Origin of the sequence: Streptococcus sp. k-163 (assembly GCF_013277555.1) — a bacterium.
Taxonomy (GTDB): Bacteria; Bacillota; Bacilli; order Lactobacillales; family Streptococcaceae; genus Streptococcus.
Window position 1 is genome coordinate 1 of sequence record NZ_VMND01000004.1, and the last position, 21,886, is coordinate 21,886.

At 41.1% G+C, this 21,886-nt stretch carries 22 protein-coding genes; 14 read left to right on the forward strand and 8 right to left on the reverse strand.

All coding sequences use genetic code 11. The annotated features are described in order from the left end of the window. Positions 1 to 59: 59 nt before the first annotated feature. On the reverse strand, positions 60 to 209 hold the full coding sequence (gene rpmG, locus HT731_RS01095) for a 50S ribosomal protein L33 (RefSeq protein ID WP_001265622.1): 150 nt from the start codon (positions 207 to 209) through the stop codon (positions 60 to 62). A 15-nt stretch (positions 210 to 224) separates the two neighbouring features. Next, a complete protein-coding gene (rpmF, locus tag HT731_RS01100) occupies positions 225 to 407 on the reverse strand; it encodes a 50S ribosomal protein L32 (protein ID WP_000290417.1) in 183 nt (60 codons plus the stop codon). Between the two features lie 230 nt (positions 408 to 637). On the opposite strand from rpmF, the gene ilvD reads away from it, so the two are divergent. Next, positions 638 to 2,341 carry a dihydroxy-acid dehydratase gene (gene ilvD, locus HT731_RS01105; RefSeq protein WP_000137343.1) on the forward strand — a complete coding sequence of 568 codons (1,704 nt, stop codon included), beginning with the start codon at positions 638 to 640 and terminating at the stop codon, positions 2,339 to 2,341. Positions 2,342 to 2,401: 60 nt separating this feature from the next. On the opposite strand, the gene HT731_RS01110 is transcribed toward ilvD, so the two are convergent. After that, complete coding sequence (locus HT731_RS01110) at positions 2,402 to 2,743, reverse strand: metal-sulfur cluster assembly factor (protein ID WP_173277288.1); 342 nt, start codon at positions 2,741 to 2,743, stop codon at positions 2,402 to 2,404. Positions 2,744 to 2,867: 124 nt separating this feature from the next. Here HT731_RS01110 and HT731_RS01115 point away from each other — a divergent pair, with 124 nt between their 5' ends. The 11 genes from HT731_RS01115 to HT731_RS01165 all read left to right on the forward strand — a co-directional run bounded on the left by HT731_RS01115 (position 2,868) and on the right by HT731_RS01165 (position 11,876). Then, positions 2,868 to 3,719 carry an Rgg/GadR/MutR family transcriptional regulator gene (locus HT731_RS01115; protein ID WP_173277291.1) on the forward strand — a complete coding sequence of 284 codons (852 nt, stop codon included), beginning with the start codon at positions 2,868 to 2,870 and terminating at the stop codon, positions 3,717 to 3,719. Positions 3,720 to 3,919: 200 nt separating this feature from the next. Beyond that, positions 3,920 to 5,167, forward strand: a complete 1,248-nt coding sequence (locus HT731_RS01120) for a transporter (protein ID WP_173277293.1) — start codon at positions 3,920 to 3,922, stop codon at positions 5,165 to 5,167. A 77-nt stretch (positions 5,168 to 5,244) separates the two neighbouring features. Beyond that, positions 5,245 to 6,525, forward strand: a complete 1,281-nt coding sequence (gene hisS, locus HT731_RS01125; RefSeq protein WP_173277295.1) for a histidine--tRNA ligase — start codon at positions 5,245 to 5,247, stop codon at positions 6,523 to 6,525. Then, positions 6,525 to 6,989: a hypothetical protein gene (locus HT731_RS01130; RefSeq protein WP_173277297.1), complete on the forward strand. Its 465-nt coding sequence runs from the start codon at positions 6,525 to 6,527 to the stop codon at positions 6,987 to 6,989. Before hisS ends, HT731_RS01130 begins: the two co-directional genes overlap by 1 nt. Positions 6,990 to 6,998: 9 nt before the next feature. Continuing rightward, complete coding sequence (locus tag HT731_RS01135; protein ID WP_001176227.1) at positions 6,999 to 7,205, forward strand: helix-turn-helix transcriptional regulator; 207 nt, start codon at positions 6,999 to 7,001, stop codon at positions 7,203 to 7,205. Beyond that, complete coding sequence (locus HT731_RS01140) at positions 7,205 to 7,393, forward strand: hypothetical protein (protein WP_173277298.1); 189 nt, start codon at positions 7,205 to 7,207, stop codon at positions 7,391 to 7,393. Before HT731_RS01135 ends, HT731_RS01140 begins: the two co-directional genes overlap by 1 nt. A 5-nt stretch (positions 7,394 to 7,398) precedes the next feature. Next, positions 7,399 to 8,139, forward strand: a complete 741-nt coding sequence (locus tag HT731_RS01145) for a DUF3169 family protein (protein WP_173277300.1) — start codon at positions 7,399 to 7,401, stop codon at positions 8,137 to 8,139. Positions 8,140 to 8,148: 9 nt separating this feature from the next. Then, positions 8,149 to 8,790 carry a type II CAAX endopeptidase family protein gene (locus HT731_RS01150; RefSeq protein ID WP_173277302.1) on the forward strand — a complete coding sequence of 214 codons (642 nt, stop codon included), beginning with the start codon at positions 8,149 to 8,151 and terminating at the stop codon, positions 8,788 to 8,790. Between the two features lie 17 nt (positions 8,791 to 8,807). Further along, complete coding sequence (locus tag HT731_RS01155) at positions 8,808 to 9,038, forward strand: hypothetical protein (RefSeq protein WP_173277304.1); 231 nt, start codon at positions 8,808 to 8,810, stop codon at positions 9,036 to 9,038. Between the two features lie 155 nt (positions 9,039 to 9,193). After that, positions 9,194 to 10,957: an aspartate--tRNA ligase gene (gene aspS / locus HT731_RS01160; protein ID WP_173277305.1), complete on the forward strand. Its 1,764-nt coding sequence runs from the start codon at positions 9,194 to 9,196 to the stop codon at positions 10,955 to 10,957. Beyond that, positions 10,935 to 11,876: a YitT family protein gene (locus tag HT731_RS01165; protein WP_173277307.1), complete on the forward strand. Its 942-nt coding sequence runs from the start codon at positions 10,935 to 10,937 to the stop codon at positions 11,874 to 11,876. The genes aspS and HT731_RS01165 overlap by 23 nt, the downstream gene beginning before the upstream one ends. A 143-nt stretch (positions 11,877 to 12,019) precedes the next feature. On the opposite strand, the gene HT731_RS01170 is transcribed toward HT731_RS01165, so the two are convergent. From HT731_RS01170 to HT731_RS01190, 5 genes are all read right to left on the reverse strand, one after another. Further along, positions 12,020 to 13,006: a LacI family DNA-binding transcriptional regulator gene (locus HT731_RS01170; protein WP_049550595.1), complete on the reverse strand. Its 987-nt coding sequence runs from the start codon at positions 13,004 to 13,006 to the stop codon at positions 12,020 to 12,022. Between the two features lie 9 nt (positions 13,007 to 13,015). Beyond that, positions 13,016 to 13,816, reverse strand: coding sequence for a DUF1189 domain-containing protein (locus HT731_RS01175; protein ID WP_173277309.1), 801 nt, complete (start codon positions 13,814 to 13,816; stop codon positions 13,016 to 13,018). A gap of 145 nt (positions 13,817 to 13,961) precedes the next feature. Continuing rightward, positions 13,962 to 14,804, reverse strand: a complete 843-nt coding sequence (locus HT731_RS01180) for a sugar ABC transporter permease (protein ID WP_173277311.1) — start codon at positions 14,802 to 14,804, stop codon at positions 13,962 to 13,964. Position 14,805: 1 nt separating this feature from the next. Next, positions 14,806 to 16,098, reverse strand: coding sequence for a sugar ABC transporter permease (locus HT731_RS01185; protein WP_173277313.1), 1,293 nt, complete (start codon positions 16,096 to 16,098; stop codon positions 14,806 to 14,808). 111 nt (positions 16,099 to 16,209) lie between these two features. Further along, positions 16,210 to 17,481, reverse strand: coding sequence for an extracellular solute-binding protein (locus HT731_RS01190; RefSeq protein ID WP_125451571.1), 1,272 nt, complete (start codon positions 17,479 to 17,481; stop codon positions 16,210 to 16,212). A 479-nt stretch (positions 17,482 to 17,960) separates the two neighbouring features. Between HT731_RS01190 and malQ the strand changes: the two genes are divergently transcribed. After that, positions 17,961 to 19,478, forward strand: coding sequence for a 4-alpha-glucanotransferase (gene malQ / locus HT731_RS01195; protein WP_173277315.1), 1,518 nt, complete (start codon positions 17,961 to 17,963; stop codon positions 19,476 to 19,478). 25 nt (positions 19,479 to 19,503) lie between these two features. Next, on the forward strand, positions 19,504 to 21,762 hold the full coding sequence (gene glgP / locus HT731_RS01200; protein WP_173277317.1) for a glycogen/starch/alpha-glucan family phosphorylase: 2,259 nt from the start codon (positions 19,504 to 19,506) through the stop codon (positions 21,760 to 21,762). Positions 21,763 to 21,886: the final 124 nt, after the last annotated feature.

Sequence of the window (21,886 nt, forward strand, 5' to 3'; positions counted from 1 at the left end):
ACTTTTGGGGTGCAGTTCAAAATCAGCGTTTTTCTTCTGTATTGATTCGTATTGAATGCTTACTTAACTTCTGTAAACACAACGTGTTTGCGAAGTTTTGGTGAGTATTTCTTCAATTGAAGACGGTCTGGAGTGTTACGTTTGTTTTTAGAAGTAAGGTACAAGCGTTCACCAGATTCTTTGTGTTCAAGTGTAATATTTACGCGCATGGTATCTCCCTTCTATTATTCAGCTGATGCAGCTTTAGCGATTTTACGTCCTTTGTAGTATCCTTTAAGTGATACACGGTGAGAACGTGAGTAATCTCCAGTAGTTTCGTCAAAGTTTACAGATGGAGCTGTTACTTTGTAGTGTGTACGACGTTTGTTTTTCTTCGCTTTTGAAGTGCGACGTGCAGGTACTGCCATTTTGATTTCTCCTTTAGGTATTTATATTCGATTCAATCTACTGATTTTCATCAACCATATTAGAATAACACATTTTTTTTGTAAAGTAAAGTTACTTGACAAAAAAAGATGAAAAAAATAGAAGCCATTTAACCAAATTAATCGAAATTTTCTGAAAATTCAAGAATTTTCTTCTGTTCATTGCTTTTAAAATGTGCTATAATAGTAAAAACTGAAATGGGAGGGAACAAATGACTGAATTAGATAAACGTCACCGCAGTAGCATTTATGACAGCATGGTAAAATCACCAAACCGTGCCATGCTTCGTGCGACTGGTATGACAGATAAGGACTTTGAAACACCGATTGTGGGAGTGATTTCGACTTGGGCGGAAAATACACCATGTAACATTCACTTGCATGATTTTGGGAAATTAGCCAAAGAAGGTGTCAAATCTGCAGGTGCTTGGCCTGTGCAGTTTGGGACTATCACGGTAGCGGACGGAATTGCCATGGGAACGCCTGGTATGCGTTTCTCTTTGACATCTCGTGATATCATCGCGGACTCTATCGAGGCAGCTATGGGTGGTCACAACGTGGATGCCTTTGTCGCTATCGGTGGCTGTGACAAGAACATGCCTGGTTCTATGATTGCCATTGCCAATATGGATATCCCAGCTATTTTCGCCTATGGTGGAACCATTGCACCGGGAAATCTTGATGGCAAAGACATCGACTTGGTTTCTGTTTTTGAGGGTATCGGAAAATGGAACCATGGTGATATGACAGCTGAGGATGTGAAGCGTCTCGAATGTAATGCCTGCCCTGGCCCTGGTGGCTGTGGTGGTATGTACACTGCTAATACCATGGCGACTGCTATTGAAGTTCTCGGTATGAGTTTGCCAGGTTCATCCTCTCACCCAGCTGAATCAGCTGATAAGAAAGAAGATATCGAAGCGGCAGGACGAGCTGTTGTTAAGATGCTGGAGCTTGGTCTCAAACCATCAGACATCTTGACTCGTGAAGCCTTTGAAGATGCTATCACTGTAACTATGGCTCTTGGTGGTTCTACAAATGCCACTCTTCACTTGCTTGCCATTGCCCATGCCGCAAATGTTGACTTGTCACTTGAGGACTTCAATACGATCCAAGAACGTGTGCCTCACTTGGCCGACTTGAAACCTTCTGGTCAGTATGTCTTCCAAGATCTCTACGAAGTCGGTGGTGTCCCTGCGGTTATGAAATATCTCTTGGCGAATGGCTTCCTTCATGGAGACCGCATCACATGTACTGGTAAGACAGTTGCTGAGAATTTGGCTGATTTTGCAGACCTCACACCAGGTCAAAAAGTCATTATGCCACTTGAAAATCCAAAACGTGCAGACGGTCCGCTTATCATCTTGAACGGGAACCTTGCCCCTGATGGTGCGGTTGCTAAAGTATCAGGTGTTAAAGTACGTCGTCACGTTGGGCCAGCTAAGGTCTTTGACTCAGAAGAAGATGCTATTCAGGCTGTTCTGACAGATGAAATCGTTGATGGCGATGTAGTCGTTGTTCGTTTCGTTGGGCCTAAGGGTGGTCCTGGTATGCCTGAGATGCTGTCACTTTCTTCAATGATCGTTGGTAAAGGTCAAGGAGACAAGGTTGCCCTCTTGACGGATGGCCGTTTCTCTGGTGGTACTTATGGTCTTGTTGTCGGACATATTGCTCCTGAAGCTCAGGATGGTGGACCGATTGCCTACCTTCGTACAGGCGATATCGTTACGGTTGACCAAGATACTAAAGAAATTTCTATGGCCGTATCCGAAGAAGAACTTGAAAAACGCAAGGCAGAAACAACCTTGCCACCACTTTACAGTCGTGGTGTCCTCGGTAAATATGCCCACATCGTATCATCTGCTTCACGCGGAGCCGTGACAGACTTCTGGAATATGGACAAGTCAGGTAAAAAATAAACTCAAAAAGCAAGCCATCTTCGGCTTGCTTTTTTTCATCTTCAAAAGTGATTTGCCTGCTTAACGAGGTGGCAGTCCAAGGGCAATGCGGCCGTAGCGACTGATTCGTGTAATCTTCCAGGCAGGCGACCAGGTAACTTCAACCTTGACATCTTCAATCCCCTCGATTTGTTTGAGACCTGCCACGATTTCGATAGGCAGGCTTTCGGCGCAATCGCAGGCAGTATCGGTGAAGGTCATGACAATCTTGCAGAGGCCTGTTTCGTCCAGATTGATTTCATAAATCAACCCTAGATTGTAAACATCCAATTCCACATCTGTGTCAAAAATCTTCTCTAGTTTTTCGATAATTTGGTCTTGTAAGGCCAAAGCGCGGTCATTGATTTTGATATCCTCTCTCATTACAGTCCCTCCACGTGATAAATATCCTCTATTTTCTCATAATTCTGACAATTTGGCAAGTTTTTGATGATTTTTCTGAAAAAATATGATAATATAAAGAAAACAGGGAATCAAGGGGAAGTTTATGGAGCAGATTGGAAAAGTCTTTAGACAACTACGAGAGTCAAGACATATCTCGCTGAGACAAGCAACTGGGGGACAATTTTCGCCGTCCATGTTATCCCGCTTTGAAACTGGTCAGAGTGAACTTTCGGTGGAAAAGTTTCTATTTGCTCTGGGAAATATATCTGCCAGTGTGGAGGAAATCCTTTTTCTGGCGAGAGGGTTCCAGTATGATACAGATTCAAAGCTGAGAAAAGAAATCATAGATGTCTTGGATCCAAAGAATATAGCACCTCTTGAAGACTTGTATCGCAAGGAGTATCAAAAGCATGCCCGTTCTCAAAACAAACAGAAACATATTCTAAATGCCATTCTTATCAAATCTTATATGAAGAGCATGGATGAAAGGGTAGAGTTAACAGCAGAGGAAGGGAAAGTCCTTCATGATTATTTGTTTTCTACCGAGATTTGGGGAATCTATGAACTCAATTTATTTTCAGTCAGTTCACCATTTTTATCTGTTTCTCTTTTCACAAGGTATGTTAGAGAGATGGTACGTAAATCTGATTTTCTAATGGAAATGTCTGGCAATCGAAACCTTTTTCATACGATACTATTGAATGGCTTTTTAGCCAGCATTGAGTGTGAAGAATTTACCAATGCCTATTATTTTAAACGTGTTATCGAAGAGCATTTCTACAATGAAAATGAAACCTATTTCCGAACTGTCTATTTGTGGGCAGAGGGTCTCCTTGATAGCAAGCAAGGTAGAGTTAAGCAAGGCCAGAAAAAGATGGAAGATGCTGTCCGTATTTTTGAGATGCTTGGCTGTAATAAATCTGCCGATTACTATAGAAATACGACCGATTCTTGAATATCTGCAAACCAAGGAAATAATTTAAAATTTTAAGCGATAGAACTATTGACCCCTCTCATGTCACTGGAGAGATTCTATCGTTTCTTTTTGCTCATTTTGTTTGTTGCATATATTCAAAAGTTTTTCCTCTAGAATTTCCAAGTGCTATACTATAGTCATACTTCACATAAAACTTCGAACAAGAAGGGAGATTACCTATGAAACTATTGTTCAGAAATCAAGCTTATCGTCTCTTGACTTTGTCACGCTTCTTCAATGCTTTTGGTGCTTCAATTTTTAACCTGGTATTTATCGTCTATGCATCGACCTTGCCACAGGCCTCCTTTGCTGTTGCTATGGCGAATATTGTCATGATTCTTCCGACTCTCTTTACAGTTTTTGTAGGGATTCGGGCAGATTACACGAGGGACAAGGTCAAATGGATGGTCTATAGCGGTTTCTTTCAGGCGGTTTTATTTTTTCTAGCAGCCCTAGTTGTCCAGCAAGCTAGTCTCTTTGCCTTTTCTAGCCTGTGTTTAATCAATGTCATTAGTGATGTTATCAGTGATTTTGCTGGTGGTTTGCGCATGCCTCTTATTAAGGAAAAAGTAGCTGAAGATGATTTGATGGAGGCTTACTCTTTTTCCCAGTTCATCACCTATATTTCAGCTATTGGTGGTCAAGCTTTTGGAGTCTGGCTCTTAGGTCTATCGGTCAACAATTTTTCTCTCGTTGCGGGAATCAATGCCTGTTTTTTCCTCGTATCAGCTTCTGTTCTCTTTTTAGGAAAAAGCAAATTGAGCCTGTCAATTTCATCTGCTGATGGTGAATCACTGAAAAATGAGAAGCTTTCTATCAAAGATCAGTTCCTAACAATTTACCGAAATTTACGTCTCGTTTTTCTTAAAGGTGGACAGAAAAACTTTGGATTCATGATCTTTGCTGTCTTACTTATCAATGCCTTGGGTGGTTCCTTAGGAGGCATCTACAATATCTTCTTTTTGAGCCATTCTCTCTTGAATTTTTCTTATACAGAGGCATTATTTATCAGTCAATTCTGTGCTTTGTTAGCAATCATCATTAGTAGCCTTACGGGCAATGATTATTTTGGGAAGCAGTCCTTGCCTAGATTGATGATGTGGGCTACCGTAGGGCTCACTCTAATTGGTTTGGCTAACGTATTCAATCAAGTCGTGCTTGGTTTGCTATTTCTCTTTTTAACTCTGTATGTGTCTGGCAAAGTTTCACCAAAGATTAGTGCCATGCTCATGAAAAATCTAGCTCCAGAGGTTCTAGCTCGTACCAGTAATTTTTTAGGTTTATTGTTTACCTTATCCGTACCTGTGGGAACAGCTTGTTTTTCACTTATAGCCGTATGGAATATACAGTTGACTTGGATGCTATTTGTTGGTTTTTCCTTGCTGGCTATTCTTTTGACAGGTCTTAATCTCAAAAATGATATCTAAATCCTGATTTTTTTCTTACTGTTTTAATCCTTCTATTTATGGTAAAATAAGACTATTAAGTTTAAAGAGGATTCCCTATGAAATTACAAAAACCAAAAGGAACGCAGGATATTTTACCTGCTGAATCTGCCAAGTGGCAGTACGTTGAGGGCTTTGCCCGTGAGATTTTCAAGCGCTATAACTATGCAGAAGTGCGCACGCCTATTTTCGAGCATTACGAGGTCATCAGTCGCTCTGTCGGAGATACGACGGATATCGTAACAAAGGAAATGTACGATTTTTATGACAAGGGTGACCGCCATATTACCCTCCGTCCAGAAGGAACTGCGCCCGTTGTCCGTTCCTATGTGGAAAATAAACTTTTCGCTCCAGAAGTGCAAAAGCCAAGCAAGTTCTACTACATGGGACCTATGTTCCGTTATGAGCGTCCACAGGCAGGGCGTTTACGCCAGTTCCACCAGATTGGTGTTGAGTGTTTTGGCTCTAGCAATCCAGCTACCGATGTGGAAACCATCGCTATGGCAGCTCATTTCTTGAAAGAAATTGGTATCCAAGGTGTAAAGTTGCACCTCAACACTCTTGGAAATCCTGAGAGCCGTGCGGCTTACCGTCAAGCCTTGATTGACTATTTGACACCGCTCAAGGAAACCTTGTCTAAGGATAGCCAACGTCGCTTGGAGGAAAATCCTCTCCGTGTCTTGGACTCTAAGGAAAAAGAAGACAAGGTAGCAGTAGAGAATGCGCCTTCTATCTTGGACTTCCTTGATGAAGAAAGTCAAGCTCATTTTGATGCTGTGCGTCAGATGTTGGAAAATCTTGGAGTAGACTATATCATCGATACCAATATGGTGCGTGGTCTGGACTACTACAACCACACGATTTTCGAGTTTATCACTGAGATTGAGGGCAATGACTTGACAGTCTGTGCGGGTGGTCGTTACGATGGCTTGGTTGCTTACTTTGGTGGCCCTGAAACTGCTGGATTTGGTTTTGGACTTGGTGCAGAGCGTCTGCTTCTCATTCTTGAAAAGCAAGGTGTGTCTCTCCCTATCGAAAACACCCTAGATGTCTATATCGCAGTCTTGGGAGATGGAGCAAATGTCAAGGCCTTGGAGTTGGTGCAAGCCCTTCGCCAACAAGGATTCAAAGCAGAGCGTGATTACCTCAATCGTAAGCTCAAAGCTCAGTTCAAGTCAGCCGATGTCTTTGCGGCTAAGACCCTCATCACCTTAGGAGAGAGTGAAGTCGAAAGCGGACAAGTGACAGTTAAGAACAACCAAACTCGAGAAGAAGTTCAAGTGTCACTTGAGGCAATGAGCCAAAACTTCTCAGAAATCTTTGAAAAATTAGGCTTTTAATGATAGATAAACTGGTCAGGAACTTACTCCTGACCTTTTTCTTTTGCAAAATGACAAAAATCATAGACTTTTTGACAAATATGATTGTCAAAAAGAAAAAGATGTGTTACAATGTAAGCAAGTTAAGAGAAAAGGAGCAAGGAACGATTATGTGGGCATTAGGATTTGTACCTCTTGTGATTATGTATTATATCTACCATTCCCAAAAGGTCAAGAAACTAGAGAATAAAATCAAAAGAATTGAGCAAAAACAGAAAGGAAATAAAGAAATGTCAAGAATTTTAAAAGAATTGATTGGGAAAACACCGACAATCGTTGGACAAGTTTTTGGAACAGATAACTGGGAAGTTGTGGATGTTGATGAGGAATGGGTCAAGCTACGTCGTGTTGATAAAAAAGGAAAAGAAAAATTCAAACTACAACGCATTGAGGATATCCAAACTGTTGAATTTGACGGAAAGTAGGTGTGTAACATGCAACTAAAAAATCGTCTAAAAGAGCTTCGAGCTCGCGATGGTCTCAATCAAACCGACCTAGCCAAACTGGCAGGAGTTTCCAGGCAGACCATTAGCCTACTAGAACGGGACGAATACACCCCGTCCATTATCATTGCCCTGAAAATATCTCAAATTTTCAACGAAACAGTCGAATCGGTATTTCGCTTAGAGGAGGATGAGTGATGAACAAGTATAAAGTGATCTATTATGTAGTTGCTATAGCTCTATTAGTCAGCGTGTGTCTACTAATTGGAGCAAATCTAGGATGGTTTGATCTCTATTACAGTGACCAATTTATTTGGGCCTATTTTGCCCTCATACCAGTAATCGACTGGATTGAAAAGAAATCCAAAAATTTAGCAAGTGAATAAGGAGAATGAATATGAAAAAGAAGCATGGATTGTTATTTTTAATGTCTGTTGTCTTGGGAGCTTTCTTGGGCATGTTTGTAGGGATGTTTAAAGCACGTGCCGAATCCCACGGAATTATGTTAGAAGTAAAAGTCTTGATACCATGGCTATCAGCTATTTGTTTACTGATAGGTTTCATTAGCATTCTTTTGACGTTCAATTTCTTAAAGAAAAGCAGAAAATTTCACTCCTTGTATCAAGAGGAAATGGATGATGATCTGAATGAAACCTATTATGTGCAAATGTATCGTAATCTTGAGTTTGGAACCATTGCTTTTAATATTGCAAACGTAGCAATTTTATTGGCTCTCTTCATTGCAGGAAGTGAAGTGATTATACTAAATGGAAGCTTTCTAACCTTATCTCTTTCTTTTTTGCTATTAGTGTTGGTTTTCAATGTTCAAAAATATCTTTTTAAGACCATTGCGATTGTTCGTCAGTTTGATTTGGCATTTTTCTCTACGCCAAAGGATGTCTTGGACTATTTCGATTCTTACGATGAAGGGGAGCGCAAGGCTAATTTGGAACAGAGTTTTCGGATTTTATTCCAATTAAATCAGTATGTCTTACCAGCCTTATATATTTTTCTTTTTATCATTTCTTTCTTGACAGGAGAGATTCAGTTACTAGCTTTCTTGCTTGTAGGAGCAATCCATGTTTATATCAATGTGATGCAGTTACCTATGGTAAAACGTTATTTCAAATAGGAGAACTTTATGAAACTACTTAAAAACCTTGGCTGGTTTCTTCTAGCCATTCTATCCTTTTTATTCATCTATGGCTTCATTCAGGTGCTCGCGACTACGTCGCTTGCCTTAGGCGCTTCACCCTATGCTGTGACCTTGCTCTATGTGGCCTTGGCTGGAGTTTATGTGTACGGCATTTACAAATGGTATCAGAAAGCTCCTGTTCGTATTGAGAAGAGTGGCTTCAACCGATTTATTTGGCTTCCTGCCTTGGTTTGGTTCTTATCTCTGGTTGTCCAGTTTTTCTTGCCAAATGATCCTTCAGTAAATCAGCAAATAGCGACAGACTTGACCTTGTCTCAACCACTTTTCTCATTCTTTGCGGTCGTTATTTTTGCTCCTTTGACGGAAGAACTTATCTTTAGAGGGATGTTAGCACGCTACCTCTTTCCTAAGCAGGACAGTAGTAAACAAACTCTGATTTTTCTTCTGGTATCCAGTCTTCTGTTTGCCTTATTTCATTTCCCAGGTGATGTGCAACAATTTTTTGTCTATTTTAGCCTTGGTTTTAGTTTGGGCTTGGCTTATATTAGCAGAAAAGGTCTGGTCTACAGTATTTCTCTCCACGCTTTGAATAATTTAGTCGGCTTTTTGATGATTCTCATGCTATAATAGAGTCAGGAGGTCACATGAAACGAGTAATTTTATTAGCAGTGATTCAAGCAGTCGTTCTATTTTTCATCATTGGAGCGCTAGCTTATGCCTTTAAGGGCGATTTCTTCTATAGTCATCTAGCAGTTGTCTTTGCCCCTATTGCAGGTGTCTTGCGCTTTGGGACAGCTTACATAACGGAAATTGTCTTGCCGAGAAAGGCAGCCGAAATTGCTGAAAAGCGCAAAGCAGGCAACAATTCAAAATAAAAGAGTCCGGTGAAGTGTTCATCGGATTTTTTATTGGTGCTAATTTTTATGGACTTTACCTGATTTTTAAAGTCAGGCAAACTTTTCTGATGATTTTCATGAAGAGCCTGCGCTTTTATGGTAAAATAGTAACAGAATAAAAGAGGAGAGAAACAATGAAACGTAGTATGTATGCTGGTCGTGTTCGTGAGGAACACATCGGACAAGAAATTACCTTGAAAGGATGGGTAGGCCGTCGTCGTGACCTTGGTGGTTTGATCTTTATCGACCTTCGTGACCGTGAAGGAATCATGCAGCTGGTTATCAACCCTGAAAAAGTCTCTGCAGAGGTCATGGCAACAGCTGAAAGCCTTCGTAGCGAATTTGTTATCGAGGTGACTGGTCAGGTCGCTGCGCGTGAGCAAGCCAATGATAAGTTACCAACTGGTGCAGTTGAGTTAAACGTGACAGCTCTGACAGTGCTGAATACAGCTAAGACAACCCCATTTGAGATTAAGGATGGGATTGAGGCTAATGACGATACACGTTTGCGTTACCGTTACCTTGACCTTCGTCGTCCAGAGATGTTGGAAAATCTGAAACTTCGTGCTAAGGTAACCCACTCTATCCGCAACTACTTGTATGAGTTGGAGTTTATCGATGTGGAGACACCATTCCTTTCTAAGTCAACGCCAGAAGGGGCGCGTGACTATTTGGTGCCATCTCGTGTTAATAAAGGGCATTTCTATGCTCTTCCTCAAAGTCCACAAATCACTAAGCAGCTCTTGATGAATGCTGGTTTTGATCGTTATTACCAAATCGTCAAATGTTTCCGTGATGAGGACTTGCGTGGAGACCGCCAACCTGAGTTTACCCAGGTCGACTTGGAAACGTCTTTCCTTACTGAGCAAGAAATCCAAGACATCATAGAAGGATTGATTGCGCGTGTGATGAAAGAAACAAAAGGAATCGAAGTAACGCTTCCATTCCCTCGTATGAAATACGATGATGCCATGGCTCTGTACGGTTCTGACAAGCCAGATACTCGTTTTGACATGTTGCTTCAGGACTTGACAGAAGTGGTTAAAGGTGTAGACTTTAAAGTCTTTTCAGAAGCACCTGCTGTAAAAGCAATTGTAGTCAAAGGCGCAGCAGATAACTACTCACGTAAAGACATTGACAAGATGACGGAAGTAGCCAAACAGTACGGTGCTAAAGGTCTTGCTTGGGTCAAGGTTGTTGATGGAGAATTAAACGGACCAGTTGCCAAGTTCTTGACAGGCATCCAAGCAGAATTGACAACAGCGCTTGCTCTTGAAGAGAAGGACTTGGTTCTCTTTGTGGCAGATACGCTTGAAGTGGCCAATGCAACGCTCGGTGCCCTTCGTGGACGTATTGCCAAAGAGCTTGGTTTGATTGATAACGATAAATTCAACTTCCTTTGGGTGGTTGACTGGCCAATGTTTGAATGGTCTGAAGAAGAAGGTCGCTACATGAGCGCCCACCATCCATTTACTTTACCACAGGAAGAAACAGCTCACGAATTAGAAGGTGATTTGGCTAAGGTTCGTGCCATTGCTTACGATATCGTCTTAAACGGTTATGAGCTTGGTGGAGGTAGCCTTCGTATCAACCAAAAAGATCTTCAAGAACGTATGTTCAAGGCTCTTGGTTTCTCATCTGAAGAAGCAAATGACCAGTTTGGCTTCCTTCTTGAAGCCATGGACTATGGTTTCCCACCACACGGTGGCTTGGCTATCGGGCTTGACCGATTTGTCATGCTTTTAGCAGGAGAAGAAAATATCCGTGAAGTCATTGCCTTTCCTAAGAACAACAAGGCAAGTGACCCAATGACACAAGCTCCTTCAACAGTAGCTCTCAAACAACTAGAGGAACTTAGCTTACAAGTAGAAGAAGATGAAACAAGCAAAACGAATTAAGCGATGGCGCTATTATCTGCGCCGCTTTGCTCATCAGATAAAAATTTTACGTGTCTTACAAAGCATCTCTCGCGAAAAATATGATGAGAAGATTTCGGCCTCTCTGGTCTATGGTTTTTTATCAGCAGTAGCGGTCAATTTCTTTTTCCAACCAGGACATGTGTATTCGAGTGGTGCGACAGGTCTGGCACAGATTATCTCTGCCTTGAGTAATCACTGGTTTGGTTTTCATATTCCAATTTCATTGGCTTTCTACGCTATTAATTTTCCTTTGATGGTTTTAGCTTGGTATCAGATTGGGCATAAGTTCACGGTTTTTACCTTTATCACGGTGTCCATGAGTTCCTTCTTTATTCAGTTTGTGCCTGTAGCGACTTTGACTGAGGATCCTATTATCAATGCCCTTTTTGGGGGTGTTGTCATGGGCTTGGGGATTGGTTTTGCTCTTCGAAACAACATCTCCAGTGGTGGGACGGATATTGTCAGTCTGACTATTCGCAAGAAAACGGGTAAGAATGTCGGTAGTATTTCTTTCTTGGTCAATGGGACTATCATGCTGATAGCAGGTTTGACCTTTGGTTGGAAATACGCTCTCTACTCTATGATTACCATCTTTGTCTCTAGCCGTGTAACAGACGCTGTCTTTACCAAGCAAAAACGGATGCAGGCTATGATTGTGACCAATCATCCAGACAAGGTAATTGAAAAAATCCATAAAAAATTGCACCGCGGAGCAACTATGATCCACGATGCAGAAGGAACCTATAATCACGAGAAAAAGGCAGTTTTAATCACTGTCATTACACGTGCAGAGTTTAATGAATTTAAACTCATTATGAAACAAGTCGATCCAAGTGCCTTTGTATCGGTATCGGAGAATGTTCATATTCTGGGACGATTCGTTGAAACAGATAATTAATACTCTTCGAAAATCTCTTCAAACCGCGTCAGCTTTATCTGCAACCTCAAAGCTGTGCTTTGAGCAACCTGCGGCTAGCTTCCTAGTTTGCTCTTTGATTTTCATTGAGTATAATGACTAAAAAAACCAGCGTGAGCTGGTTTTTATTTTTCGATAATTTTGTGGGCAATCAACTGACGGTAACAAATTTGCTTATTGTTTTTATTATCATTAATAATCTGGAGAATAGTTTCAAGGGAAACACGACCAAGCTCTAAACTATTGATATCGACATAGGCTACCAAGTTGAGCTTGGGATTGACCGAGTCAAAGCTGAGAACAGGGACATCCAGTTGGTGCTTTGTGATATAATCACAGACCCCTTCAGCTAGGAGACTATCGGTTGTGATGATAGCATCGATTTGTGGATCATGCTGAAAGAGGAGCTTGCTAAATTGATACCCTTTTTCTTCTAGGAACTCCGTTGCAAAATAGGTTAAATTTCCATCAATAGGCAGTTGGTATTGCTTGAGCGCAGATTCGTAACCAGTTAGACGGTCTTGTGTAACGAAAAGTTTCTTAGCACCTCCGATAAAGGCAATTCGTTTACATCCTTTTTTGATGAAATATTCGGTTGCATCAAAACCAGCTTGGACATTGTCATTATCGACAAGAGGGATAAAGGGTGAAATGGATTTTCCTAGAATGAGGAAGGGGAACTGCTCTTCAGCTACCAATTTGACCAAGGGATCTTCCTCTTCGGCATAAAGGAAGATCAAACCATCCACACGTTTGCCGTAAACCATCTGTGAAATAGCTTTAAGACGCTCTTTTTCATCTTTCCCTGTTGCAATCTGAATAGCATAGTGGTTTTCAGAAGCGACTTGGGCAATACCACGGAGGACAGATGGGAAGAAAGGATTTTGATAGAAGGCGTCTGAGTCGTCGGGAAGGACCAAGCCGATAACTTGGGTATAACTGCTTACCAAACTACGAGCGTTGAGGTTGGGGTGGTAATTGAGTTCCTTCATAGCCTTGCGAACGCGTTTTTTCGTTTCGTCGCTAATGGTTGATTTATTTTGAATAACACGGGTTACGGTTGAAGGCGAAACACCAGCAGCCTTGGCCACGTCTTTAATCGTAACGGGCATAAAAATCTCCTATTTATGGTAATCTGGATCACGGAAATGCGTTTTATAAAAGATAGTGACCAGATATAGAACAAAAAGAATGTTTTGTACAGTGATGAGAGTTGTCATATTTTGGCCAAATAATCCCAAAATAAGCGTAATCAGAGTTGGTAATCCTAAACAGTTCAAGATAAAATGGTAGCACTCTTTAAAGGTTCTAAATGAAAAGAGGCGTGATTTCTTAGTGATATAAAGGAGAAGACTAGCTCCTAGAGAGACAATGAAGAAATTCAAACCAAAGAGGAAGCTCGCACCGAGAACTAGGAAGAGACTGATATAGACACGATTCTGCTGGTACCAGTCTTTGGAAATTGCTTGGGTCAAGCTGTCCTTGCTTTTGAAACTCTCAGTCTCAATCGCTTGGTAAGAGATGCGGGTCAGTTCTTTACTTTCCTTGCTGATGACAAGCTCATTCGTATCGAAATGCAGTTGCAAGCCTTTAGGTAATTCCTTGCTTTTGCTTGGACCGATCACAAGAGAAGGCTCTTGACTAGCTGTTCCAGTATATGTTAATTTGCCATCAACAATTGCAGCATGTTCAGAGAGATTCTGAACAACCTCATCTGTCAGAGGTTCATAGACATTATCGATAAAGGTTTCTAGCGGATAAGTTTTCTGGGAGCTGTTTTGGATGGCAATGGGTACCATGGACAAGCTGATAAGGAAGATACTGGTAAAGAGCAGTTGAAACCAGTTGAGCCCGAAACGTTTGGACAGGGGCTTACGAAATCCCCAAATACTTGAAAAATAAGAAAATGGATATGGAAGCATTTGTATCTTTCTAAAAGGTGTTTTCTATATGAGTATTATTATATAGAGAAATGTGCTTTATTTCAAGTCTAGGAGACAAATTGCTTGCTACAAGGATATTTTTATAGTCACAAGCTCCAAAATGAAAAAGGGTGGCGGGGGTATATTACCCCTTGTCGCCACCACTTGTAAGTCCTGAAACAAAGTTCTTTTGTAGGAAGAAGAAGAGAATACAGATTGGAAGGGCGATGAGGATAGCACCTGCTGAGAAGTAAGCGATCTTCATGTTTTTCACATTGTTAACGAAGGTTTGGAGACCTACGGCAACAGTAAAGTATTCTTTCTCACGAAGCAAGAAACTAGAGAGGATGTAGTCCCCAAAAGGTCCCATGAAGGCCCAGAGGGCTTGTACGGCAACCATTGGGCGAACAAGTGGAAGAACAATTTGCCAGAAGCGGCGGAAGTGTCCTGCACCGTCTAGTTTTGCAGATTCGTCTAGAGACATTGGCACTGTATCGAAGTAGCCTTTCATGAGCCAAGCATTCATCGGGATACCACCACCAACGTAGAGGAAGATGAGGAACCAGCTGTGGTTAAGGGCATTCAACATAAGCGCCATAACGAAGAAGGCTGTCAAAGCGGCCATAGTTGGCACCATTTGGATGATCAAGAAGAAGACCAAACTTTGTTTACGAGCCAAGAAGTTGTAACGGCTGTAGGCATAACCAGCAAGTACGATGATACTTGTTTGGACAGCCATGGTAATCAAGGCGATAATCAAAGTGTTGAGGTACCAAGTACCGTACAAGGTTTCAGAGAAGAGCCCTTGGAAGTTAGCAAAACTAAAGTCGACGTTGCTGTCTAGTTTAAAGGCTACTACGTTACCAGTCTTGAAGGCTGACATGATAGTGATCAAAAGTGGATAGATAATCACAATTGATAGACCAATCAGGTAAAGATAAGTAAGGGTTTGAGTCAGTCTACGTTTGAGTTTGATTGAGTTATTCATCTTAGACGTCCTCCATATCAAATGCGTGTAGTTTCTTGAATGCGATCATAGAGATTGAGATGACAATGATAGAGATAATCAAGGTAACAGCTGCCGCCATAGAGTATTGAGGAGATGTACCTGTTGTCAAACGGTAAATCCATGAAATCAAGATATCGGTTGAACCAGCTCCACCACCGACACTACCAGGTCCTCCAGCGTTGAAGAGGTACATGATAGAGAAGTTGTTAAAGTTGAAGGTGTATTGGCTAATCAAAGTAGGTGCCGCAACGGCCAAGATCATTGGGAAAGTGATGTTGCGGAATTTTTGCCAAGCATTGGCACCGTCAATATAAGCTGCTTCGTAAAGGTCGTTAGGAATAGATTGCAAGATACCCAAAGTCAAAACGTAGATGTATGGGAATCCAAGCCAACCTTGCATCATAATCAAGGCAATCTTAGTCCAAGTTGGGTCTGTTTTCCAAGGAATAAGAGCACCATCAAGGAAAGGAAGGAATTTAGCCAAGATTGGCAATACTTGAGTGTTAATAGCACCGACACTATCATTAAACATGTTTGAGAATGTCAAGATAGTGATGAAGGCTGGGACAGCCCAAGGAAGAAGGAAAATAACACCAAAGATACGTTTTCCTTTGATAAATGGTTGGTTAGCAATGATAGCTGTGAAGATACCGATGACGATTTGTAAAGTTGAGGCAGCCAAAGCCCAGATGATAGTCCAAGAAAGAACGGCACCGAAGGCAGAACGGAAGGTACTCAAACTCCAGATGTTCGTAAAGTTGGTTAAACCAACCCAGTCCAACAATTTGTTTGGTGGTAAGTGTTGGAAGTCATAGTTAGTAAAGGCGATCATCAAGGTTACGATAACTGGGAAGATAATCGCGAAAGTCATGGCAACATAAGATGGAATGATCAAGAGGTAAGGGAAACCATTTTCATAGATTCCTTTGATCATATCTTTGAGGCTACGTGGAACTGGAATACCATTGTTAATGCGTTTTGCGATTGTATGTGCATCTTTGATATTTGCGAAATAAAAGAGCACATAAACGACTACAAAGATTAAATGGAAGGCACCGCGAATCAGCATGAAGAGGGAATTATCACGACCTGGTTTGTCACCAAGAGTAATGAGATTGCTCAATTCAGGGGCTGCAAGTGCTAGGAAATAAAGGACGAAGACAAGGGTTACACCAAGGAAGATAAAACCTTTGGCTTTTTGCTTATTGTAAATCTGTCCTAACCCAGGAATGATAGACAGCAGGGCTGCTTTACTAGGTTGTTGCTTTTCCATAATAACTCCTTTCATAGGATACTGGTTTCTAATTAAAACCCAAACTATATATGTTTTCTATTGATAAATTCAAAGGGGGATTTGAATTCCACCCCCCTTGAACAAATTTTTTTATTCACCAAATTTTTGTTTGATTGTTTCTTTGATCAATGTTACAGCATCGTTAGCAGCTGTTTTAGCATCTTTCTTACCACTTACAGAGTCAAAGAGCATGTTAGCAGCTGGTTCCCAAACTGCAGACATTTGAGAGATGTTTGGCATTGGTTGAGCGTTTTTGAACTGTTTGATAACAGCTGTTGTCAACTCATCGTTTTTACCTTCAGCGTATGAACGTGCTTCAGTGTTAGCTGGGATTTCGTTAGTCTTATCGTAGAAGGCTTTTTGTTGTTCAGTTGAAACAAGGAAGTCTACAAATTTTTGTGCGCCTTCAAGGTTTTTAGTGCTTGATGGGATGATCCAAGCTTTACCACCACCGAATGCTGCGTAGTCTTTTCCGTTTGGAAGAGTTGGGATAGTTGCAACACCGTAGTTTACTTTAGCATCTTTAAAGGCTTGAGCTTTCCAAGGTCCGTCGATGATAGCAGCTGTTTTACCTTCTTGGAATTGAGTTTGGATTAAGTTTCCAGCAGCTGTACCATCTTGCATACCTTTAGGCCATTTTTCATACCAAGATTTAGCGTAGTTGATACCTGCGATAGAACCGTCGTTTGCAAGACCGATATCTTTAGCGTCTTTACCGTTTTGTCCAAATACGTAAGCACCGTTACCAGCAAGAAGTCCATATGCATAGTAGAAGTTTGTCCAGTCAGCTAGGAAAGCAGAAGTTTTTCCATCTTCTCCAGCGAATGCGTATTTGCTATCTTTAGCAAGGTTTTCCAAGTCAGCAAATGTTTTTGGAGCTTCTTTTACCAAGTCTTTGTTGTAGTACATAACAAGTGACTCGATAACGGCAGGAGCACCGTAAACTTTACCGTCAGCAGCTGTTACAAGAGATTTAGTTTTATCATCTGTTTTAGCGCCGTCGCTCAATTTAACTTCTGAAAGTTGTCCGTCAGTACCAAGGCTACCTACACGGTCGTATGGAGCCATCATAACGTCAGCAGCTTGACCAGATTGGTTGTCAAGAGAAAGTTTGTCAAGACCACCAAGTTGGTCACCAGATTTGATGTTAACTGTTGTTCCTGATTGTTCTTTATAAGCTTTAGCAACTGTTTCAGCATAAGCTTTGTATTGGTCCTCAACGTAAAGAGTGATTTCTTTCGCTTCAGATGAACCAGTATCAGCAGCTTTTTCAGCAGGTTTGCTTCCACAAGCTACCAAAAGTAAGCTAGCAAGTGTAACAGTTCCAAGCACAGTAGCGCTCTTCATGAATTTAGATGACATAGTGTATTCCTCCTAAAGAATAACAAATTTTATAATGAGGAAACGCAAACGTTTTCCTTTATGGGACTAGTATAACACAATCAGAAAGCGGTTGCAAGTGTTTTTTATAAAAAAAATAAAAAAATTGTAGAAAATGGTAAACGCTTAATCGTCATATAAATAGTAGAAAATCTTAAAAATCGGTTTTGTTTCAAATTTAAAAAAGTTGAGAAAACGATTGCCTAATTTACAAATGGAAAGTAGAGAGAATTCTCACTTTATTTTTGCTTAAGTAAGATAAGTGAAACCCTTATTCCTATTTTGTTTGTTTCCTGAAAGGATATATATACGAGTAAGAAGAAAAAATTTTTAAAAAATAATCAAAAAAGTTATTTAAAACCGCTTGCATTTATCAAGAAAATGAGATATACTAATCATAGCGCAAACGTTTGCGTTCGTAAAAATGTAATATCTAACTATAAACACATGAGGTGCTTATTATGAAAAAACGTCAAAGTGGTGTGTTGATGCACATTTCTTCTCTTCCAGGAGCATACGGAATCGGATCATTTGGTAAAAGTGCTTACGACTTCGTTGATTTTTTGGTTCGCACAAAACAACGTTACTGGCAAATCCTTCCACTAGGAACAACTAGTTACGGAGACTCTCCTTACCAATCTTTCTCAGCCTTCGCAGGGAACACTCATTTTATCGATTTAGATATCTTGGTGGAACAAGGTTTGTTGCAAGCAAGTGACCTTGAAGGGGTTGACTTTGGTAGCGATGCGTCTGAAGTTGATTATGCGAAAATCTACTATGCACGTCGTCCTCTTTTAGAAAAAGCGGTAAAACGTTTCTTGGAAGTAGGAGATGTTAAAGATTTTGAGAAATTTGTTCAAGACAACCAATCATGGCTTGAACTCTTTGCAGAGTATATGGCTATTAAAGAGCATTTTGACAATCTTGCTTGGACAGAATGGCCAGATGCAGATGCTCGCGTTCGTAAAGCTTCAGCACTTGAAAGCTACCGTGAGCAATTGGCAGACAAGTTGGTTTACCACCGTGTGACTCAATACTTCTTCTTCCAACAATGGTTGAAATTGAAAGCTTACGCTAACGACAACCACATCGAAATCGTTGGGGACATGCCAATCTACGTAGCGGAAGATTCAAGCGATATGTGGGCAAATCCACATCTCTTCAAGACAGATGTCAACGGTAAGGCGACTTGCATCGCAGGATGCCCACCAGATGAGTTCTCTGCAACTGGTCAGCTTTGGGGTAACCCAATCTATGACTGGGAAGCAATGGACAAAGATGGTTACAAATGGTGGATTGAACGCTTGCGTGAAAGCTTCAAAATCTACGACATCGTTCGTATCGACCACTTCCGTGGCTTCGAATCTTACTGGGAAATCCCTGCTGGTTCTGATACAGCAGCACCTGGTGAATGGGTCAAAGGTCCTGGCTACAAGCTCTTTGCAGCCGTTAAGGAAGAACTTGGTGAGCTAAACATCATCGCAGAAGACCTTGGTTTCATGACAGACGAAGTTATCGAATTGCGTGAACGTACTGGCTTCCCAGGAATGAAGATTCTTCAATTTGCTTTCAACCCAGAAGACGAAAGCATCGATAGCCCACACTTGGCACCTGCTAACTCAGTTATGTACACAGGAACACACGATAACAATACGGTTCTTGGTTGGTACCGTAACGAGATCGATGATGCGACTCGTGAATACATGGCTCGCTACACGAACCGTAAAGAATACGAAACAGTGCCACATGCTATGCTTCGTACAGTCTTTTCATCAGTTAGCTTCATGGCAATTGCAACTATGCAAGATTTGCTAGAATTGGATGAGGCAGCTCGTATGAACTTCCCATCTACCCTTGGTGGAAACTGGTCTTGGCGTATGACTGAAGATCAATTGACACCAGCTGTCGAGGAAGGCTTGCTTGACTTGACAACAATCTATCGCCGAATCAATGAAAATTTGGTAGATTTAAAGAAATAATACAATATCAGGAGACACCTTAAACATGTTATCACTACAAGAATTTGTACAAAATCGTTACAATAAAACCATTGCAGAATGTGGCAATGAAGAGCTTTACCTTGCTCTTCTTAACTACAGCAAGCTTGCAAGCAGCAAAAAACCAGTTAACACTGGTAAGAAAAAAGTTTACTACATCTCAGCTGAGTTCTTGATTGGTAAACTTTTGTCAAACAACTTGATCAACCTTGGTCTTTACGACGATGTTAAAAAAGAGCTTGCAGCTGCAGGTAAAGACTTGATCGAAGTTGAAGAAGTTGAATTGGAACCATCTCTTGGTAATGGTGGTTTGGGACGTTTGGCTGCCTGCTTTATCGACTCAATTGCTACTCTTGGTTTGAACGGTGACGGTGTTGGTCTTAACTACCACTTTGGTCTATTCCAACAAGTTCTTAAAAACAACCAACAAGAAACAATTCCAAATGCATGGTTGACAGAGCAAAACTGGTTGGTTCGCTCAAGCCGTAGCTACCAAGTACCATTTGCTCACTTCACATTGACTTCAACTCTTTACGATATCGATGTACCTGGTTACAAGACAGAAACTAAGAACCGTTTGCGTTTGTTTGACTTGGATTCAGTTGATTCTTCTATCATCCAAGACGGTATCAACTTTGATAAAACAGACATCGCTCACAACCTGACTCTCTTCCTTTACCCAGATGATAGTGACCGTCAAGGTGAATTGCTCCGTATCTTCCAACAATACTTCATGGTTTCAAACGGTGCGCAATTGATCATCGAAGAAGCAATCGAAAAAGGAAGCAACTTGCATGACCTTGCTGACTACGCAGTTGTCCAAATCAACGACACTCACCCATCAATGGTTATTCCTGAGTTGATCCGTCTTTTGACTGCTCGTGGTATCGAACTTGACGAAGCAATCTCAATCGTTCGTAGCATGACTGCCTACACTAATCACACAATCCTTGCTGAAGCCCTTGAAAAATGGCCTCTTGAGTTCTTGCAAGAAGTGGTTCCTCACTTGGTACCAATCATCGAAGAATTGGACCGTCGCGTGAAAGCAGAAGTAAAAGATCCAGCTGTTCAAATTATCGATGAGAGCGGACGTGTTCACATGGCCCACATGGATATCCACTACGGATACAGCGTTAACGGGGTTGCAGCACTTCACACTGAAATCTTGAAAAATTCTGAGTTGAAAGCCTTCTACGATCTTTACCCAGAAAAATTCAACAACAAAACAAATGGTATCACTTTCCGTCGTTGGCTCATGCATGCTAATCCAAGATTGTCTCACTACTTGGATGAGATTCTTGGAGAAGGTTGGCACCATGAAGCAGATGAGCTTGAAAAACTTTTGTCTTATGAAGACAAAGCAGCTGTCAAAGAAAAATTGGAAAGCATCAAAGCTCACAACAAACGTAAATTGGCTCGTCACTTGAAAGAACACCAAGGTGTGGAAATCAATCCAAACTCTATCTTTGACATCCAAATCAAACGTCTTCACGAGTACAAACGCCAACAAATGAACGCTTTGTACGTTATCCACAAATACCTTGACATCAAAGCTGGTAACATCCCTGCTCGTCCAATCACAATCTTCTTTGGTGGTAAAGCAGCTCCAGCCTACACAATCGCTCAAGACATTATCCACTTGATCCTTTGCATGTCAGAAGTTATTGCTAACGATCCAGCAGTAGCGCCACACTTGCAAGTTGTTATGGTTGAAAACTACAACGTTACTGCAGCAAGCTTCCTTATTCCAGCATGTGATATCTCAGAACAAATCTCACTTGCTTCTAAAGAAGCTTCAGGTACTGGTAACATGAAATTCATGTTGAACGGAGCTTTGACTCTTGGTACTATGGACGGTGCTAACGTGGAAATCGCTGAGTTGGTTGGCGACGAAAACATCTACATCTTTGGTGAAGATTCAGAAACTGTTATTGACCTTTACGCAAAAGCAGCTTATAAATCAAGCGAATTCTACGCTCGTGAAGCTATCAAATCATTGGTAGACTTCATCGTTAGTGATGCAGTTCTTGCAGCTGGAAACAAAGAGCGCTTGGAACGTCTTTACAATGAATTGATCAACAAAGACTGGTTCATGACTCTTCTTGACTTGGAAGACTACATTAAGGTTAAAGAGCAAATGCTTGCTGATTACGAAGACCGTGACGCATGGTTGGATAAAGTCATCGTCAACATTGCTAAAGCAGGATTCTTCTCATCTGACCGTACAATCGCTCAGTATAACGAAGATATCTGGCACTTGAACTAAGATACAAGTTTATACTAATATATTTTGTAAAAAAGCGAGTTTCGATTGAAATTCGCTTTTTTTGAATACTTGACTAGAAATATATCTTAGATACTATATTTGAATGGATTACTTATATAAGATA

Excerpts from the sequence above, each read along its gene's own strand:
- rpmG (WP_001265622.1), bottom strand. The coding sequence starts at position 209 with ATGCGCGTAAATATTACACTTGAACACAAAGAATCTGGTGAACGCTTG.
- rpmF (WP_000290417.1), bottom strand. The coding sequence starts at position 407 with ATGGCAGTACCTGCACGTCGCACTTCAAAAGCGAAGAAAAACAAACGT.
- ilvD (WP_000137343.1), top strand. The coding sequence starts at position 638 with ATGACTGAATTAGATAAACGTCACCGCAGTAGCATTTATGACAGCATG.
- HT731_RS01110 (WP_173277288.1), bottom strand. The coding sequence starts at position 2,743 with ATGAGAGAGGATATCAAAATCAATGACCGCGCTTTGGCCTTACAAGAC.
- HT731_RS01115 (WP_173277291.1), top strand. The coding sequence starts at position 2,868 with ATGGAGCAGATTGGAAAAGTCTTTAGACAACTACGAGAGTCAAGACAT.
- HT731_RS01120 (WP_173277293.1), top strand. The coding sequence starts at position 3,920 with ATGAAACTATTGTTCAGAAATCAAGCTTATCGTCTCTTGACTTTGTCA.
- hisS (WP_173277295.1), top strand. The coding sequence starts at position 5,245 with ATGAAATTACAAAAACCAAAAGGAACGCAGGATATTTTACCTGCTGAA.
- HT731_RS01130 (WP_173277297.1), top strand. The coding sequence starts at position 6,525 with ATGATAGATAAACTGGTCAGGAACTTACTCCTGACCTTTTTCTTTTGC.
- HT731_RS01135 (WP_001176227.1), top strand. The coding sequence starts at position 6,999 with ATGCAACTAAAAAATCGTCTAAAAGAGCTTCGAGCTCGCGATGGTCTC.
- HT731_RS01140 (WP_173277298.1), top strand. The coding sequence starts at position 7,205 with ATGAACAAGTATAAAGTGATCTATTATGTAGTTGCTATAGCTCTATTA.
- HT731_RS01145 (WP_173277300.1), top strand. The coding sequence starts at position 7,399 with ATGAATATGAAAAAGAAGCATGGATTGTTATTTTTAATGTCTGTTGTC.
- HT731_RS01150 (WP_173277302.1), top strand. The coding sequence starts at position 8,149 with ATGAAACTACTTAAAAACCTTGGCTGGTTTCTTCTAGCCATTCTATCC.
- HT731_RS01155 (WP_173277304.1), top strand. The coding sequence starts at position 8,808 with ATGAAACGAGTAATTTTATTAGCAGTGATTCAAGCAGTCGTTCTATTT.
- aspS (WP_173277305.1), top strand. The coding sequence starts at position 9,194 with ATGAAACGTAGTATGTATGCTGGTCGTGTTCGTGAGGAACACATCGGA.
- HT731_RS01165 (WP_173277307.1), top strand. The coding sequence starts at position 10,935 with ATGAAACAAGCAAAACGAATTAAGCGATGGCGCTATTATCTGCGCCGC.
- HT731_RS01170 (WP_049550595.1), bottom strand. The coding sequence starts at position 13,006 with ATGCCCGTTACGATTAAAGACGTGGCCAAGGCTGCTGGTGTTTCGCCT.
- HT731_RS01175 (WP_173277309.1), bottom strand. The coding sequence starts at position 13,816 with ATGCTTCCATATCCATTTTCTTATTTTTCAAGTATTTGGGGATTTCGT.
- HT731_RS01180 (WP_173277311.1), bottom strand. The coding sequence starts at position 14,804 with ATGAATAACTCAATCAAACTCAAACGTAGACTGACTCAAACCCTTACT.
- HT731_RS01185 (WP_173277313.1), bottom strand. The coding sequence starts at position 16,098 with ATGGAAAAGCAACAACCTAGTAAAGCAGCCCTGCTGTCTATCATTCCT.
- HT731_RS01190 (WP_125451571.1), bottom strand. The coding sequence starts at position 17,481 with ATGTCATCTAAATTCATGAAGAGCGCTACTGTGCTTGGAACTGTTACA.
- malQ (WP_173277315.1), top strand. The coding sequence starts at position 17,961 with ATGAAAAAACGTCAAAGTGGTGTGTTGATGCACATTTCTTCTCTTCCA.
- glgP (WP_173277317.1), top strand. The coding sequence starts at position 19,504 with ATGTTATCACTACAAGAATTTGTACAAAATCGTTACAATAAAACCATT.